Annotated in this window: 16 protein-coding genes; 11 read left to right on the top strand and 5 right to left on the bottom strand. The window is 73.4% G+C overall.

The window, feature by feature from the left end; all coding sequences use genetic code 11:
- The first annotated feature begins 90 nt into the window (after positions 1-90).
- The 5 genes from EDF19_RS12605 (at position 91) to EDF19_RS12580 (ending at position 5,476) form a co-directional block, all read left to right on the top strand.
- On the top strand, positions 91-1,293 hold the full coding sequence (locus EDF19_RS12605; protein ID WP_185022825.1) for an alanine racemase: 1,203 nt from the start codon (positions 91-93) through the stop codon (positions 1,291-1,293).
- Positions 1,293-2,138: an IclR family transcriptional regulator gene (locus EDF19_RS12600; protein WP_123681219.1), complete on the top strand. Its 846-nt coding sequence runs from the start codon at positions 1,293-1,295 to the stop codon at positions 2,136-2,138. The genes EDF19_RS12605 and EDF19_RS12600 overlap by 1 nt, the downstream gene beginning before the upstream one ends.
- Complete coding sequence (locus tag EDF19_RS12595) at positions 2,135-3,112, top strand: sugar kinase (RefSeq protein ID WP_123681218.1); 978 nt, start codon at positions 2,135-2,137, stop codon at positions 3,110-3,112. Before EDF19_RS12600 ends, EDF19_RS12595 begins: the two co-directional genes overlap by 4 nt.
- Positions 3,113-3,194: 82 nt before the next feature.
- Entirely contained in the window at positions 3,195-3,854 is a 660-nt protein-coding gene (locus tag EDF19_RS12585; protein ID WP_148071098.1) for a bifunctional 4-hydroxy-2-oxoglutarate aldolase/2-dehydro-3-deoxy-phosphogluconate aldolase, read from the top strand.
- Complete coding sequence (locus EDF19_RS12580) at positions 3,851-5,476, top strand: amidohydrolase family protein (protein WP_260217151.1); 1,626 nt, start codon at positions 3,851-3,853, stop codon at positions 5,474-5,476. The genes EDF19_RS12585 and EDF19_RS12580 overlap by 4 nt, the downstream gene beginning before the upstream one ends.
- Positions 5,477-5,585: 109 nt before the next feature.
- Here EDF19_RS12580 and EDF19_RS12575 read toward each other — a convergent pair whose 3' ends face one another.
- A complete protein-coding gene (locus EDF19_RS12575; RefSeq protein WP_260217150.1) occupies positions 5,586-5,987 on the bottom strand; it encodes a RidA family protein in 402 nt (133 codons plus the stop codon).
- A gap of 198 nt (positions 5,988-6,185) precedes the next feature.
- Between EDF19_RS12575 and EDF19_RS12570 the strand changes: the two genes are divergently transcribed.
- Complete coding sequence (locus EDF19_RS12570) at positions 6,186-7,427, top strand: mannosyltransferase family protein (RefSeq protein WP_123681214.1); 1,242 nt, start codon at positions 6,186-6,188, stop codon at positions 7,425-7,427.
- A gap of 152 nt (positions 7,428-7,579) precedes the next feature.
- On the opposite strand, the gene EDF19_RS12565 is transcribed toward EDF19_RS12570, so the two are convergent.
- The 3 genes from EDF19_RS12565 to EDF19_RS12555 all read right to left on the bottom strand — a co-directional run bounded on the left by EDF19_RS12565 (position 7,580) and on the right by EDF19_RS12555 (position 10,490).
- Positions 7,580-8,068, bottom strand: coding sequence for a pyridoxamine 5'-phosphate oxidase family protein (locus EDF19_RS12565; RefSeq protein WP_123681213.1), 489 nt, complete (start codon positions 8,066-8,068; stop codon positions 7,580-7,582).
- 460 nt (positions 8,069-8,528) lie between these two features.
- Positions 8,529-9,152: a hypothetical protein gene (locus EDF19_RS12560; RefSeq protein ID WP_123681212.1), complete on the bottom strand. Its 624-nt coding sequence runs from the start codon at positions 9,150-9,152 to the stop codon at positions 8,529-8,531.
- Between the two features lie 228 nt (positions 9,153-9,380).
- Positions 9,381-10,490, bottom strand: coding sequence for an LLM class flavin-dependent oxidoreductase (locus tag EDF19_RS12555; RefSeq protein WP_260217149.1), 1,110 nt, complete (start codon positions 10,488-10,490; stop codon positions 9,381-9,383).
- 175 nt (positions 10,491-10,665) lie between these two features.
- On the opposite strand from EDF19_RS12555, the gene EDF19_RS12550 reads away from it, so the two are divergent.
- The gene (locus EDF19_RS12550) at positions 10,666-11,574 is read left to right on the top strand and encodes an SDR family oxidoreductase (RefSeq protein WP_123681211.1); all 909 of its coding nucleotides are present in this window, start codon (positions 10,666-10,668) and stop codon (positions 11,572-11,574) included.
- 553 nt (positions 11,575-12,127) lie between these two features.
- On the opposite strand, the gene EDF19_RS12545 is transcribed toward EDF19_RS12550, so the two are convergent.
- Positions 12,128-12,919 (bottom strand): NRDE family protein, encoded by a 792-nt coding sequence (locus tag EDF19_RS12545; protein ID WP_185022824.1) that lies wholly within the window; start codon positions 12,917-12,919, stop codon positions 12,128-12,130.
- A 64-nt stretch (positions 12,920-12,983) separates the two neighbouring features.
- Between EDF19_RS12545 and EDF19_RS12540 the strand changes: the two genes are divergently transcribed.
- From EDF19_RS12540 to EDF19_RS12525, 4 genes are all read left to right on the top strand, one after another.
- Positions 12,984-14,252: a phosphopantothenate--cysteine ligase family flavoprotein gene (locus tag EDF19_RS12540; RefSeq protein ID WP_123681303.1), complete on the top strand. Its 1,269-nt coding sequence runs from the start codon at positions 12,984-12,986 to the stop codon at positions 14,250-14,252.
- A gap of 61 nt (positions 14,253-14,313) precedes the next feature.
- The gene (locus tag EDF19_RS12535; protein WP_123681209.1) at positions 14,314-14,712 is read left to right on the top strand and encodes a hypothetical protein; all 399 of its coding nucleotides are present in this window, start codon (positions 14,314-14,316) and stop codon (positions 14,710-14,712) included.
- Positions 14,709-15,500 carry a YqjF family protein gene (locus EDF19_RS12530; RefSeq protein WP_185022823.1) on the top strand — a complete coding sequence of 264 codons (792 nt, stop codon included), beginning with the start codon at positions 14,709-14,711 and terminating at the stop codon, positions 15,498-15,500. Before EDF19_RS12535 ends, EDF19_RS12530 begins: the two co-directional genes overlap by 4 nt.
- Entirely contained in the window at positions 15,497-16,054 is a 558-nt protein-coding gene (locus tag EDF19_RS12525) for a DUF1810 domain-containing protein (RefSeq protein WP_311317111.1), read from the top strand. The genes EDF19_RS12530 and EDF19_RS12525 overlap by 4 nt, the downstream gene beginning before the upstream one ends.
- The last annotated feature ends 71 nt before the right edge of the window (positions 16,055-16,125 follow it).

Genomic DNA, 16,125 nt, shown 5'->3' with positions numbered 1-16,125 from the left:
GTGCATTGCAGAATGATGAGGAGGGTGGCGTTGCCCCACGGACCCGTCGAGCGGGAGCGTGGGGGCAGCGCGACGACAGGAGGCTCGACGATGACCGACAGCGTGACCACGAAGGGCGCACCGGACCCGGCAGCACCGGCGCAGCGCCACGTCCTCGACGACGCGCACCTGCCCGTGATGACCCTGCGGGAGTCCGCGCTCGCGAACAACACCGCGGTCATGCAGGACTACGTCGAGCGCCACGGGCTGCTGTTCGCGCCGCACATGAAGACGCACATGGCGCCGGACCTCGCTGCACGGCAGGCCGCCGCCGGCGCCTGGGGCGTCACGGTCGCCTCGGTCCAGCAGGCGATGGTCGCGTGGGAGCACGGCACCCACCGCATCCTCGTCGCGAACGAGGCGCTCGACCCCGCGGGGCTGGCATGGCTCGCATCACGTCGCGCCGTCGACCCGGAAGCCGACGTGCTCTGCTACGTGGACTCCGATGCCGGGGTGGCCGCCGCCGTCGCCGCCCAGGACTCCGTCGACGGCGAGCTCCACGTCCTGGTCGAGATGGGGTTCCCCGGCGGGCGCACCGGGGTCCGCTCCCCCGATGCCGCACGTTCCCTTGCACAGGTCGCCCACGACTCCGGGCTCGTGTTCCGCGGTGTCTCCGGCTACGAGGGCGGGCTGCCCGGGGTCGACGCCGCCCGCGAGTACGTCGTGGGGGTGCTCGCGGTCGCGGCCGACGTCCGTGACCTGGTCAGCGGTCGCGCACTGCTCAGCATGGGCGGCAGCGCCTGGTTCGACGCCGTCGTCGACGCCGTCGCCGCCCGACCTGACGACCTCGACGTCCTGCTGCGCTCCGGCGCGTACCTCACACACGACGACGGCTTCTACGCCGAGCGCACGCCGTTCGGTCGACACCCTGCCGAGGGCTCGCTCACCGCCGCGATCGAGGTCTGGGGTCGGGTCACGAGTTGCCCGGAACCCGGGCTCGCGTTCGTCGCGGTCGGGAAACGCGACATCTCCTTCGACGAGGGGCTGCCGGTGGTGCGGTCGGTCCGGCCTGCCCGTCCAGGAGGCCCGGCTGACGCCCCACAGGTCGTCCCACCGCCCGGGGCGGTCACCGTCACCCGCCTCGACGACCAGCACTGCTACCTCGCGCTGGCGGAGGGGGCCCCCGCGCTGACGCCGGGCGACGTCGTCGTGTTCGGCATCTCCCACCCCTGCACCGTCTTCGACAAGTGGCGCGAGGTCCAGGTCATCGACGATGACGACACGGTCCTCCGAACGATCGCGACGTGGTTCTGATGCGCGCGACGACCCCGGCCCCCGTGCCGATCGAGGGGGACGGCCCCGCACGGAACGCCGCGCTCTCCCTCCGTCGGGGGCTCCGGCTGCTCGACCGCATCGCCGACCGCACCCGGAGCGGGGCGACCTCGGTGAGCCTGTCCGAGCTGGCGGCGGAACTCGGCACCTCGAAGTCGACGGTGCTCCGGCTCACCGCGCCGATGCTCGAGAACGACCTGCTGCGCCGCACACCCGACGCCGGGTTCACACTCGGCCTCGGAGCACTGCTGCTCGGGCAGAGCTACCTCGAGGGCATCGACCTGCGCTCCGCCGCCGCGCCCTTCCTCCGGCGCACGGCTGAGCAGACCGGCCTGACGTGCCACCTGGTCGTCCCTGACGGCACGGACATCGTCTACGTCGACAAGGTCGAGACGCGTGGCACCGTCCGGATGGGCTCGCGCATCGGCAACCGGCTCCCGATGCGGAACACGGCGTCCGGCAAGGCCATCGTCGCGTTCGGCGAACCGGAGTTGCTCGAGCGCGTCCTCGCCGAGCCGGTCGAGGTGATGACCGAGCACACGATCACGGACGACGACCGGTGGCGACACGAGGTCGACCGCACCCACGGCCGTGGCTACGGCATCGACGATCGCGAGAACGAGCCGGACATCCGCTGCGTCGCCGCTCCGGTGCTCGACCACGCGAACCAGGTCGTCGGTGCGATGAGCATCTCGGGGCTCGCGTCCCGGTTCCCGGCGGCGGCGGTCCGCGAACTCGGGGACGGGGTCGTCCGCACGGCGCACGAGATCTCCGTGGCACTCGGGTCCTCCTCTGCCCAGCTCGCACTCGCACGGGGTGCCCGATGAGCGGGCCCGTGCTGACCTTCGGCGAGACGATGCTGCTCCTCACCGGGCGCGACGTCGGAGCCGTGCCGGACCTCGAACACATGCGCGTCGACACCGGCGGGGCCGAGAGCAACGTGGCGATCGGACTCGTCCGGGCCGGCGTCCCCGCGACGTGGGTCGGCCGCGTCGGCACGGACCCCGCGGGTGACCGCGTCGCCGCGGACGTCCGTGGCGAGGGTGTCGACGTCGTCGCGGTCGCCGACCCCGAACGCTCGACCGGCATCATGATGAAGGAGCGCCTGCTCGACGGGCGCACCCGGGTGACCTACCACCGCCGTGGATCGGCCGGCTCGGCCATCACGGCGACGGACCTGCCGGGCAGTGTCGTCGAGGCCGCGGCGCTCGTGCACGTCACGGGCATCACGCTGGCCCTCTCGGATTCGGCACGAGCCACCGTCGCGGCAGCGCTCGACCGGGCCGACGCCGCCGGCGTCCCCGTGTCGTTCGACGTCAACCACCGGCCGAAGCTCATCGACCCGGACGCCGCACGGTCCCACTACCGCCAGGTCGCCGAGCGGTCCGCGGTGGTCTTCGCCGGCGATGACGAGGCCCGACTCGTGCTCGGTCGCGACGAACAGGACGACGACGAGGAAGCGCTGGCTCACGAGCTCGCAGCCCTCGGCCGTGGTCGTGCGGTGGTGAAGCTCGGTTCCCGGGGGGCCGTCGCCTCCATCGACGGGGTGTTGTTCCGGCGACCGGCGACTCCGGTGCGCGTGGTCGACCCGGTCGGTGCCGGGGACGCGTTCGTCGCCGGCTGGCTCGCGGCGATGCTCGGCGGCGCGGACGCGACCGAGGCACTCGACCGCGCGGCCGACGCCGGAGCCCTCGCCTGCACCGTCGAGAGCGACTGGCGCCGGCCCGACCCGGACGCCCTGCACCACGCCCCCGACCCGTCGGACACCGACCACGCCGTGCACGACCACGTCGACCGCTGACGCTGTGCGCGACCAGACCGTGCCCACCCACACCGTGCGGGACCAGACCGTGCCCACCACCGACCACTCGAGGAAGAGCACCATGACGAACAGCACCACGAGCTCCGCACGGCACGCCGGCATCCGGCACCGCCACGAGGCCGGTCCGGCGATCGCGATCCTCCGCGGTGGCACCGGCGACCACGTCGAGGACGTCATCGCGACCCTGGTCGACGCCGGGGTGTCCGCGATCGAGATCACCACGAACACCCCGCGGTGGCGAGAGGGCATCGCCTGGGCAGTCGAGCGGTACGGCGCATCGGCGTCGATCGGCGTGGGCACCGTGCTGGACGTCCGACAGCTCGACGAGGCCGCCGCCGCCGGCGCGACCTTCGCCGTGAGCCCGCACCTCGACGCCGACCTCGGGGAACGGGCGCACGAGCGCGGACTCGGCTGGTACCCGGGGGCGGCGACGCCGACCGAGATCGTCCGCGCGTGGCAACTCGGCGCCCGCGCGGTCAAGGTCTTCCCGGCCGCGCAGCTCGGCGGACCGGCGTTCCTCAAGCAGGTGCTGGCCCCGCTCGACTTCGTCGACGTGATCCCGACCGGCGGCATCGGGGTCGACGACGCCGCCGACTACCTCGCCGCCGGGGCCGTCGCCGTCGGGCTCGGTTCCCCGCTGGTCGGGGACGCCCTGACCTCGGGCGACCTCGGCGCCCTGCGTGAGCGCGCCGCCCGACTCGTGGCAGCGCTCGGCCGATGACGGACAGCAGTGCTCGGCTGATGACGGGCAGCCCGGGCGCGGCAGGGGCCGCCGGGGCCGTCCTGCTGCGTGGTGGTTCGGTACTCGATGCCGACGGGGAACAGGTCCGTGCGGACGTCCTCGTCGAGGGCGGCACCGTCCGCGCAGTCGGAACCGACCTGCCCGTCCCTGCCGGAGCGCACGTCGTCGCCTGCGACGGCCGACTCGTCATGCCCGGGTTCGTGGACGCGCACTCGCACGGGGGCTCGCTCGTGTTCGACGAGCAGGTCCAGCTCGCGCTCCTGCGGCAGGGCGTCACCACGATCGTCACCGGCCAGGACGGCGTCGGTCCGGCACCCGGCGACGGCTCGTACGCCGACACCTACTTCGCCGCGATCGACGGCCCGCACCCGACCTACCGGGGCGGCGGCATCGACGGACTCCTGGCGACGTACGACGGCACCACCCCGCTCAACGTGGCGACGCTCGTCCCCGCCGGCACCGTGCGACACCAGGTGATGGGCGACGAGTCCGGACCGGCGACCGCCGACCAGCTCGCGGCGATGCGGGCGCTGGTGCGTGAGGGCCTGGCGGCCGGTGCCGTCGGGCTCGCGACCGGGCTCGACTACGTACCCGGGCTGTTCGCCGACACGGACGAGCTCGCCGTCCTCTGCGCCGAGGTCGCTGCGGCCGACGGCCTCTACGTCTCGCACATGCGGGGCGGCTACGAGGGCAATGCTCGTGCCGGCCTCGACGAGATCGCGGACATCGTGCGCGCTTCGGGCGTCCGGGCGCACGTGTCGCACCTGCACGCACCGGTGGACCTCGCGGTGACCGCCCTCGACGAGCTCGCCGCGAGCGGGGCGCCGATGTCCTTCGACGCCTACCCGTACTCGCGCGGCTGCACGATCCTGTCGATGCTCCTGCTGCCGGCGGCCCTGGCCCGACCCGGCACCGACGACCTCGCCCTCGCGATCGCCGACGACGCCGGACGAACCCAGGTGCGCGGTGCGGTGCTCGACCGGGTGCTCACCCGTGCTGACCTCGGGACCGGGTGGGCGGAGCAGATCACCCTGTCGCACGTCCCCGCCGCGGAGTTCCACGCGTTGCAAGGCCGCACCCTCGCCGAGGCCGCAGACGCCACCGGGACGGACCCGGTCGACCTCGCCCTCGACGTCCTGGTCGACTCGGACCTGCAGGTCACCGCAGTGATGCGCGTCCCCCGGCCCCGCACCGCCGACGAGCTCGCGCCGCTCTTCCGCCTGGCCGGGCACACGGCGGGGTCGGACGGCATCTTCGTCGGGACGCACCCGCACCCGCGGGCGTACGGCACCTTCGCGCGCTACCTGGAGGACTTCGCCCGCACCGGCCGACTCAGTTGGCTCGAGGTCCAGCAGCACCTGTCGACCACGGCCGTCGAGCGCCTGCGGCTCGGGCGACGGGGGGTCCTGGAGCCCGGCGCGGTCGCGGACCTCGTCGTCGTGGACCCCGAGCGGGTCACGGCGGGATCGACCTACGACCAGCCGATGCGCCCGGCCGAGGGCATCGACGACGTCCTCGTCGCCGGGGTCCCCGTGCTCGTCGACGGACGGCTCACGCACGCCACACCCGGAGCTGGACTGCGTCGGCACGAGCGGTGGTGACACAACCCGCCTGACACGGTCCGCCTGACACAGCCCGCTCCGGCACAGCCCGGTCCGGCGCAGCCCGCCTGACACAGCCCGGTCCGGCGCCGCAGCGCCCCAGCGCTGGTCAGGCGCCGGTCGGCAGCACCGCCACGACATCGATCTCGACCAGGATGTTCGCGAGGTGCGACTGCACCGTCGTCCGCACCGGGTACGGCTGGGTGAAGTGCTTCGCGTACTCCTCGTTGAAGGCCGGGAAGTCGCGGTCCGAGTGCTCGAGGTGCACGGTCGACTTCACCACGTCGTCCAACGTCGCCCCGTGCTCGGCGAGGACAGCGGCGACGTTCGCCAGCACCTGCGCGGTCTGCCCGGCGACGTCGTCGGCGATCGCACCGGTCGCCGGGTCCTGCGGGCCGAACCCGGCGGTGTAGATGAACCCGTTCGCCACGATGCCCTGGCTGTACGGGCCAGCGGGCTTCGGGGCGTTGTCGGTCACGATGGCGGTCTTCGGCGCGGTGGAGTTCGGCACGGTGGCTCCTCGAGGGTCGGTGGATGGAGACTCCAGGCTAGGCGGACGCCCGCTGCCGGACCCGGCCACCCACCATCCGCTTTCCGCCATGCAGAACGCAGCCACGGGCCTCCAGGCCGTCGTGAGGATCACCCAGGGTGAGGGCGACTACCCTGGCTAGGTGTCGTCAGCCCTGCCCGAACGCCGAGGAGCACCCGCGTGAGTCGTCTCGACGGCGTGGCCACCGAGGCCCTCGCGAACGGCCGGCGACGTGTGCTCGACACCGTCACCGCCCTGCCCGCGTGGGCGGCGGTGCTGCTCGTCTGGACCGGCGGACGGATCCTGTCGACGTTCTGGCTCGCACTGGCGTACCCCCTCATCGGCCGGGCGCTGCCGGACAACGCGATCTGGGGCAACGAGCACGGCTTCCTCTCGTTCCTGACGGCGTGGGACGGCCAGTACTACGAGCAGATCTCGCTGCACGGCTACCCGGACGCGTTGCCGCTCGACATCACCGGCAACGTGGCGCAGAACGCGTGGGCGTTCCTGCCCGCGTTCCCGTTCACCATCCGGATGCTCACCGCCTCGACCGGGGTGCCGTTCGAGGTCGGCGCGCCACTCATCGCCGTGCTCGCGGGCTTGCTGGCCGCCTACCTGCTGCACCGGTTGGTCCGTGACCGCGCGGGTGACGCCGCCGCGATGTGGGCGGTCTTCTTCTTCACGTGCGGCCCGCTGTCGTTCCTGCTGCAGGTCGGCTACGCGGAGAGCATGTTCCTGGCGCTGTCGTTCGGTGCGCTGCTCGCCCTCGAACGCCGGCGCTACTGGCTCCTCACCCTGCTCGGCGTCGTGGCTGCGTTCACCCGCCCGGGGGCCCTGGCGATCCCGCTCGTCCTGGGCGTCGTCGCGCTCGTCCGCTTCGTCCGGGCACGCCGGTCGAACGGCCGCGTGTTCGAGGCATTCCCGCTCCGCGAACAGCTCCGGGTCGTCGTCGCCGGGCTCGTGATGATGGCGGCGGGGCTGGCGTGGCCGGTCATCGCGTCGCACGTCACCGGGACGCCGAACGCCTACCTCGAGACCGAGATGTCCTGGTGGGTGAACTTCATCGGTCGCGTGGACTTCATGCCGCTGAGCCCGTGGTTCCTCATCGCGGCGCGGTGGCTCGGCGTCGGTGGGGTCCTGATCGTGGTGTTCCTGCTCGTCGGGTACCCGGTGTGGCTGCTCCGCCGGTCCACGCGGCGGCTCGGACAGACCACGGTGCTGTACTCGGCCGCGTACGCGCTCTACATCTTCGCGGTGTCGTTGCCGATGGCTTCGACGCCCCGGTTGCTGATGCCGTTGGCGCCGCTGTTCGGGTCACCCGAGCTCGTCGCGAAGCCCTGGATGCGGTGGACCTTCGTCACAGCGGCGCTCGCGGGGCAGCCCGTGCTCGTCGCGGTGCTGTGGCTGCTCGGCCCGCCGTAGCGAACGACGAAGCCGCCGTCGCACGACAACGGCTTCGTCGTTCGGCGTCGGACAGGCCCCGGCCAGGCGTCGGACAGGCCCCGGCCAGGCGTCGGACAGGCCCCGGCCAGCCCGGCCAGCCGGCCCGGCGTCGGCTAGGCCCGGCCAGCCCCCTAGAGCTCGATCGTCCCGTGGTCGCCCGTGTCCGGCTGGCTCTGCTTGCCCAGCGCTGCCTTGAGGGTCTGCACCAGACTGCCGACCGGCCCGGTGTCCTGCGTCCAGTACTCCACCGAGTCGCCCGACACCGTGAGCAGTCGGATCGAGGGGTCGTCGCGGCCCTCCGGGAACCAGGCCTCGGCGAACGGGGACCACAGCTCGTCGATGACGCTGTCGTCCTGGGTGACGGTCGCGGTGCCGGCGATGGAGAGGTAGCCGCCCTGCGACTCGATCGAGACGTTGACGTGCGGGTTCCTCGCGATGTCCTCGACCTTCTCGCTGCCGTCCTGCACGAGGAAGCGGAGGGTCCCGTGGAAGGCCTTGTCCTGCACGGCGAGCGGGCGGGCGTGCAGCTGTCCGTCCTCGCTCACCGTGGTCAGCAGCGCCGTGTGTGCGCCGTGGACGATGTCCGAGATGGCGGCGCGCTGCTCCTGTGTGTCGGTCATGGTGCTCCTTTGCGTCGTGCGCCCCGTTGTGCCCGACGTGCGACCGCGGGTTGTGCGGGGCCGTACCGTTCCGGCCAGTCTGCCCCTCGACTCTGGATGCGTCCGGCAGACGGGTCACCACCCCCTCGACTCTGGATGCGTCCGGCAGACGGGTCACCACCCCCTCGACTCTGGATGCGTCCGGCAGACGGGCCACCACCCCCTCGGCCTGGAGGCGCGGCACACCTCCCACGGGCAGGGCAGCGCCCGGCGGTCGCCCGGCTCGCAGCGCCCGTGCCCGGTCCGGCGCGCACCATGCGTCCGCAACGAGCGACACTCCACCGGACGATCGACGCGTGGATCGTCGGAACATGCACACGCACCGGATGCGTGCGCAACGGACGACGATCCACGAGTCGATCACCTCGTGGATCGTCGGAACATGCACACGCACGGGCCCGGTCGGCCGGACGCGGACGGGTCAGGCGGGCTCGCGGATCGTCGTCTCGACGTCGACGACCTGCGGGATCCTCGGCATCGAGGCGAAACCGAACGCCACCGGCGGGTCGAGCGGCGCGAGGTCGCCCAGGTCTTCTCCGGCCCAGGTCCCCCGGACGCCGGTGACGTCGTGTGCCCCGGTCACGCCGTAGTACTCACGGCGGCCGTTGCCCGCTGAGCCCGCGGTACCGGAACCGGGAGCGACGAGCCGCGCCACGGGGTCGATCACTGCGAGCCAGCGCGGATCGCGCGCGATCGACTTCGGGACGATGCGGAGCACCCGGCCGAGCGGCGAGATGGCCCCGACGTCGACGGACACCTGCAGCGCGCCGGCGTCGAGCTCCAGGCCGGCGGCGGTTCGGCGGGCCCGGACGTCGACGACCGACACGGTGTCGAAGCGGTAGGTGCCGGAGACGTACGCGGCGACGATCTCGTCAGGGGCGAGCAGCACGCTGGTGCCGTCGGGCAGCTCGAGGAACACGTCGGTGAACGCGCCGAACGGGGAGTTCGCCCACATCCCGACGACGACCCGCACGCCAGATGTCGTGCCGACCCCCATGATCCGGCCACGGAACCGACGTTCGAGGAGCGCACCAGGTGACGACATGCCCTGGACCGTACCCGGCGCACCCCGTGAGCCGGTGCTCGCGGGCCGCCCCGCGCCTCCAGGCCGACCTCGCCCACCTGCCCGCCCGCGGCTCCCGCCCGCCCCGCCGCCCAGCTGCAGAACACCGGTGTTCGCGCTCGGAACACCCGCGAACCGCGGTGCACCGCACGAACACCGGTGTCTTGCAGACCGGAACGCCCGACCAGCGGACCCGACCAGCCGCGACCGCTACGGGACCGGGACGGGCTCCGCCAGGAGCTCGCGCACCCGCGGCGCGACCTGCGTGCCGTAGAGCTCGATCGAGCGCATCATGTCGTCGTGCGGCAGGCGACCCGTCGCGTACCGCATGTCGAAGCGGGAGACCCCGAGGATCCGCATGTTGCGCGCGATCTTCCGCGCGACGGTCTCGGGCGAGCCGACGTAGAGCGAGCCTCCGGCGGACAGGCCCGCGCGGTACCCGGCGACGTCGAGGGGCGGCCAGCCGCGCTCCCGGCCGAGCTGGTCGGTGACGGCCTTGTGGTACGGCCAGTAGCGGTCGGCGGCTTCTTCGTCGGTCGCGGCGATGAAGCCCGGCGAGTGCATCGCGATCGGCTGCTGCGGGACGTCGAGCTGCGCGAGCGCCTGACGGTAGAGCCGCGAGAACGGGGCGAACTGCGCCGGCTGCCCGCCGATGATCGCGAGGAAGAGGGGCAGGCCGTAGGTGGCGGCGCGGATGACCGACTGCGGGGAGCCGCCGACGCCGATCCACGTCGGGATGGCGCCGTGCTCGAGCTTCGGGAAGACGTCCTGGTCGACGAGCGCCGCGCGCTTCGTTCCTGACCACGTCACGGCGTCCCCACCGCGGAGGGCTGCCCAGAGCTGGAGCTTCTCCTCGAAGAGGACCTCGTAGTCGGCGAGGTCGTAGCCGAACAGGGGGAACGACTCGGTGAAGGAGCCGCGGCCGAGGATGACCTCGGCGCGGCCGTTCGAGATCGCGTCGACGGTGGCGAAGCGCTCGTAGACACGCACCGGGTCGTCGGAGGACAGCACGGTGACCGCGGAGCCGATGCGGATGCGCTCCGTGCGGGCGGCGATGGCGGCGAGGACGACCTCGGGGGCGCTCACCACGAAGTCGGCGCGGTGGTGCTCGCCGACGCCGATGAAGTCGAGGCCGACCTGGTCGGCGAGGACCGCCTGGTCGACGACGTCGCGGATGCTCTGCGCGTCGGACTTCAGGCTGCCGTCGGCGAGTTCGGTGACGTCGCCGAAGGTGTCGAGGCCGAGCTGCAGCGGGCCGATCCGCTCGGGTGCGGGCGGCGGCACGTCCGAGGGGCGGTCGGTACCGAATGCGTTGCTCATGGTCTCCTCCTGGTCGCAGGTCGATGCAGGTGCATGTTCATGCGTTTGCATCAATCTAGCACGGCCGCGTCCGCACGGCCAGCCCCGGGCTGGCTCGGCTGTTTCCGCACGGCCAACCCCGGGGGCTGGCTCGGCCGTTGCCGCACGGCCAGCCCCCGCGTGTACGGTCGCCCGCATGCCGAAGCTCCCCGATCAGACCGGACGCCGGATCGTCGTCACCGGTGCCAACAGCGGAACCGGCAAGGAGACCGCCGCTCGGCTCGCCGCCGCAGGTGCGAACGTCGTCCTCGCCGTCCGCAGCACCGAGAAGGGCGACACCGCCGCGGCCGAGATCCGCGCCGCGCACCCCGGCGCCGACCTCGAGGTCCGCGAGCTCGACCTCGCCGACCTCGCGAGCGTCCGCCGGTTCGCCGCCACCATCGTCGACGAGGAGCGCCCCGTCGACGTCCTCGTCAACAACGCCGGCGTGATGGCGCCGCCGAAGCGCTTCGAGACCGTCGACGGTTTCGAGCTGCAGTTCGGCACGAACTTCCTCGGCCCGTTCGCGCTCACGAACCTGCTGCTGCCGTCGCTGCTCCGCGCCGAGGCGCCCCGGGTCGCGACGATGTCGAGCCTCGCCGCGATCCCCGGCCGGATCCGGTTCGGGGACCTGCAGTGGGAGCGCGGCTACAACGGCTGGCGCGCGTACGGGCAGTCGAAGCTCGCGGACCTGCTGCTCGCGCTGCACCTGCACCGCCTGACCGTCGAGGCGGACGTGTCCCTCGTCAGCACCGCGGCGCACCCGGGTTACACCCGCACGAACCTGCAGTCGGCCGGGCGTTCCCTCGGACGCTCGAAGCCGGTGCGCGCCAGCAACCGCGCGCTGCCGTGGACCCAGGGGGTCGAGCAGGGTGCCGAGCCGCTGCTGTACGCGGCGGTGGGGCCGAAGGCCGTCGGTGGTGCCTACTACGGGCCCGCCGGGCCGTTCGGGATGACCGGGCCGACGACGACCGTGTCGATCCCCGGGTCAGCGCGGAGTGCCGACCTGGCCCGCTCGCTCTGGGCGGTCGCCGAGGACCTGACCGGGACGCGTCCGCCGCTCTGAGCGCGGGGCCGCGCGGCGCGGGGTCGCACGGTGCGGGGTGTAGTTCCCCCGAGGTCGCACGGTGCGAGGGGCGGTTCCGTACCGTGCGAGGTTTCGTGCACGGTGCGACGGCATCGGAGCCGCACAGTGCGCGGAACCTCGCACACTGCGGGGGCGCGGAGCGCGGGGTCGCACGGTGCGAGGGGCGGTTCGGCCGGGGTCGCACGGTGCGAGGTGTGGTTCCGCACGGTGCGAGGTTTCGTGCACGGTGGGACGACTCGGCCCCGCACGGTGCGCGGAACCTCGCACACTGCGAGGCGCGCAGCGCGGGGTCGCACGGTGCGAGGGGCGGTTCGCCCGAAGTCGCACGGTGCGAGGGGCGGTTCCGTACCGTGCGAGGTTTCGTGCACGGTGGGACGACTTCGGGGTCGCACAGTGCGCGGAACCTCGCACACTGCGGGGCGCGCGGGCGCGGGCACGGGCCCGCGCACGGGCGGGCGGGGGCGGAGCGCGGGTGGGCGGGGCGGGCCCGCGCGGCCGGGAGGCACGGGGCGCGTCCGGCGGGCCGCCCGAGTCAGGCGCGGTGCAGCTCCACGGACCCGTCCAGGCGACCGGGTTCGGTCAGGCGGGCGTGCTGGAGCACGGTGCGGCCGGGGCCGATCGCCGCGGCGACGATCGAGAGCGTCGCGAAGTGGCCGTCCCGTTCGTGCGCGTCGCGGAGGATGGCGTCGGGGTGGTCGGCCGGCAGCTCCGCGGACTCGGCGAGGAGCCCGAACCACCCGCCCCACCCGTCACCGGGGTCGTCGCCGGCATCCGCTGCCCGGAGTTCGTCGAAGGGGCCGAGCACCGGCGGTCCGACCGGAGCGTCGACGGCGCGGAAGGCCTCGAGCCACCGGCCGATGCGCGGCGACGCGGGGTCGTCCGGCTCACCGTGGGTGACCATGTGCACCCCGGCTCCGAGTTCGGTCGTCCGGACGCGGGTGCCGTCCCACGTGAGCACCGCTGCACCCTCGGCCGTCGCCCGCACCAGGTTGAACGCGCGGGTGGTCGGCAGGGTGCCGTCGTGCCCGGGCAGCAGGTCGTCGGCGACGGCGTCCACCGGCACCACCCCGCGGGTCGTCCACGTGCCGTCCGCGCTCGGCACCGGTTCGCCGCGGTTCAGCACCACGGCCAGGCCGGCACGGTCGGACGCTGCGAGCCAGGCGCCACCGGCGGTACGGTCACGGACACCGCGGACCTCCGGGTCTCGATCGGGCCACCACGCCGCCGGAGGGTCCCACGGACGCTCCGGGGACTCGTCCCGCAGGGCGAGCACGGTGACGGGCCACGCAGCCCCGGGGTCGACGCGGACGACGACGGTGCACATGCCGTCGATCCTCGCACGTGCCCCCGGTAGCGTGATCGACGTGAACGCAGCAGCAGAGCGCGCCCTGACCGTCATCGTGGGGATCACCGGGGGCATCGCCGCCTACAAGGCCGTCGGTGTGGTCCGCGACCTGGTCAAGCGCGGCCACGAGGTGCACGTCGTGCCGACCGAGGGCGCCCTGCGCTTCGTCGGGCTGCCGACCCTCGAAGCCCTCAGCCGGAACCCCGTCACGACGAGCGTCTGGGACGACGTCGCCGAAGTACGGCACGTGGCGCTCGGTCGTCGCGCCGACCTCGTGATCGTCGCCCCGGCGACCGCCGACTCGTTGGCACGGATGGCGAACGGCCTGGCCGGGGACCTGCTCGGTACCACGCTGCTCGCGACCGAGGCGCCCGTCGTCGTCGCCCCCGCGATGCACCCGCAGATGTGGGAGCACCCCGCCACGCGCGCCAACGTGGCCACCCTGCGCGAGCGCGGCGTGCACCTGGTCGGCCCGGTGGTCGGTGCCCTCACCGGCGACGACGCGGGGATCGGACGGATGGCGGAGCCCGAGGACATCGTCCGGGCCGCGCTCGCCGTGCTCGACCGTCCTGCCAGCGCGGGCCGGCGTGCCGGGGACCACCCGGGCCTCCCGGCCGCCACCGGCGCACGCGGCGACCAGGGCGACCTCGCCGGCGTCTCGGTCGTGGTCAGTGCCGGCGGCACCCGCGAGCCCTTCGACCCCGTCCGCTTCGTCGGCAACCGTTCGAGCGGACGACAGGGCATCGCGATCGCCGCGGACGCCGCGGAGCGGGGTGCGAGTGTGACCCTGGTGGCGGCGAACGTCGACGCCGGACTCCTCGCGGACCTCGATGCCACGGTCGTGCCGGTCGGGTCCGCGCTCGAGCTCGCCGAGGCGGTGCACGCGGCAGCGGTCGACGCCGACGTCGTCGTGATGACCGCCGCGGTGGCCGACTACCGACCGGCCGAGGTCCACGCCGAGAAGCTCAAGAAGGACGCGCAGGGCGAGACGATGACGCTCGAGCTCGTGCGGAACCCGGACGTCTTGGCCGACCTCGTCGCGAACCGGCGCACCGGCCAGATCGTGGTGGGCTTCGCCGCCGAGACCGAACCGGACCGAGCGGCACGCATCGAGCTCGGCCGCGCGAAGATCGCCAGGAAGCCCGCCGACCTGCTCGTGGTGAACCACGTCGGTTGGACGGCCGGGTTCGAGCGCGAGGAGAACGCCATCGAGGTCCTGGTGCCCGGCGGCGAGGTGGTCCGCGAGACCTCCGGCACGAAGGCCGAGGTGGCGACGGCGGTGCTCGACCTCGTCGCGACCGCACTGACTTGAGTAGCACGCCCCTGAGCGGCACGCCCGGGTGCCTCCGAGGACCGGCGAGCACGATGGGGGCATGCGACGACGTGAGCGGATCCGACGTGCGACCCGTACTGCCACCCTCCTCGCGGTGATCCTCGGCGGAGCCGGCGTCACCCACTTCCTGCGACCCCGCGGCTACGACCGGATCGTGCCGGACGCACTCCCTCCGCGCCTGACGACGGTGGCCTCCGGTGCCGCGGAGCTCGGCATCGCCGCCGGACTCCTGGTGCCGGCAACCCGACGCGCGTCAGGGTGGGCTGCAGCCGCCCTGTTCGCGGCGGTCTTCCCCGCGAACCTCAAGATGGCGAACGACCTGCTGGACAGCCCGCGGTCGAGTCGGGCGATGCGGCTGGTGTCCGTGCTGCGGCTCCCACTGCAGGCCCCGCTCGTCCTCTGGGCCGTGCGCGTCGGTCGGCACGCGCCGAAGCCGTGACCCAGCCGTCGTGGACCCGGGCGGCCGTCCCCCTGCTGCACCGGCCGGTGACCCAGCACGCATGGGAGGACGTGGTCTTCGCACACTGGCGGCACGAACCGGAGTCGCTCCAGCGGCTCGTCCCCCGCGGCACCCGCCCGGACGTCGTCGACGGCAGCGCCTGGGTCGGGCTGACGGCGTACGTGTTCCGCGAGACCCGGGTGCCGCCGTTCCCCTCTGCCGGCCGGCTCGGCACGATGACCGAGGTGACGATCGAGATCCTGACGGTGGACGGCGAGGGGCGTCGCGGGGTGACGTACCGGACGGTCGACACCGACAATGTGCCGGCCATCGTCGCGGCGCACGCCCTGCTCGGGGTGCCGTACACCTTCGCGCACGCGGGCTCCCGCCGACGTGGGGACACCGTGGCACACCGCTCGGTCCGGCACACCGGTCGGGTGCGGCACCCGGTCCGGTGGGTGCGTTCCCTGCGGCAGGAGCGCCCGGCGGAGACGGTTCGTCCGCGGCACGCAGCCTCGGTCCGGGTGACCGCCGGCGACCCCGTCGACACCCCGCTGGCCGCCGAGCTCACCACCCGGGCCGGCATCCACGCCCGGTACCTCGCGCAGACGCTCTTCTGGCAGCGGCAGCACCCACCGCTCGTGGTCCGCTCGGCGCGGCTGGACCGTCTTGACGGCGACCTGCCGGACGCCGTCGGGATGCCGGGGCTGTTCGACCGCGAGCCGGACTCGCTCCTCGTGCTCGACGGCACCACGGTCCGGTACGCCTGGGGCGGTGTCGTCCGGTGAGTCAGGAGCACGCGCCGGCCGGCACCGACGCGGGCCACCTGTTCGACCTGGACCGCTTCGTCCGGGCGCAGCAGGGCGTGCAACACGACGCCCTCGCCGAACTCCGGAGCGGCCGGAAGCGCACGCACTGGATGTGGTTCGTGTTCCCGCAGCTCGCCGGTCTCGGACGGAGCGCGACCGCGGAGCGGTACGGCATCGCCGGGCTCCCCGAAGCCCGCGCGTACCTGGAGCACCCGGTGCTCGGCCCGCGTCTCCTGGAGGCCGCCGCCGTGGTCGCGGCCGCTCCGGCCCGCTCGGCCGACGAGCTGCTCGGCGGGATCGACGCGATCAAGCTGCGGTCCTCGATGACGCTCTTCGCCCGGGCAGCGACCGACCCGGCACCGTTCCGGGCCGTGCTCGACCGCTGGTACGGCGGCACGGAGGACCCGGCGACCACCAGGATGACGCACGAACACGACCAACGCGACCAACGCGACGAGCGCGATGAGCGCGACGCCCGCGACGCCCGCGACGCCCGCGACGACCGGACCGCACCGTCACGTGACACTCCCTGATCCGAGCGCAACGCCGGTCGCATATCAGGTACGGTGATCCGTGCGCGTGCATCGACCGCGCTCGATCCCGA

Source organism: Curtobacterium sp. PhB115, from assembly GCF_003752025.1.
Lineage (GTDB): Bacteria > Actinomycetota > Actinomycetes > Actinomycetales > Microbacteriaceae > Curtobacterium.
Note: the sequence above shows the minus strand (reverse complement) of the source record. Positions and strands in the feature narration are given on the sequence as shown.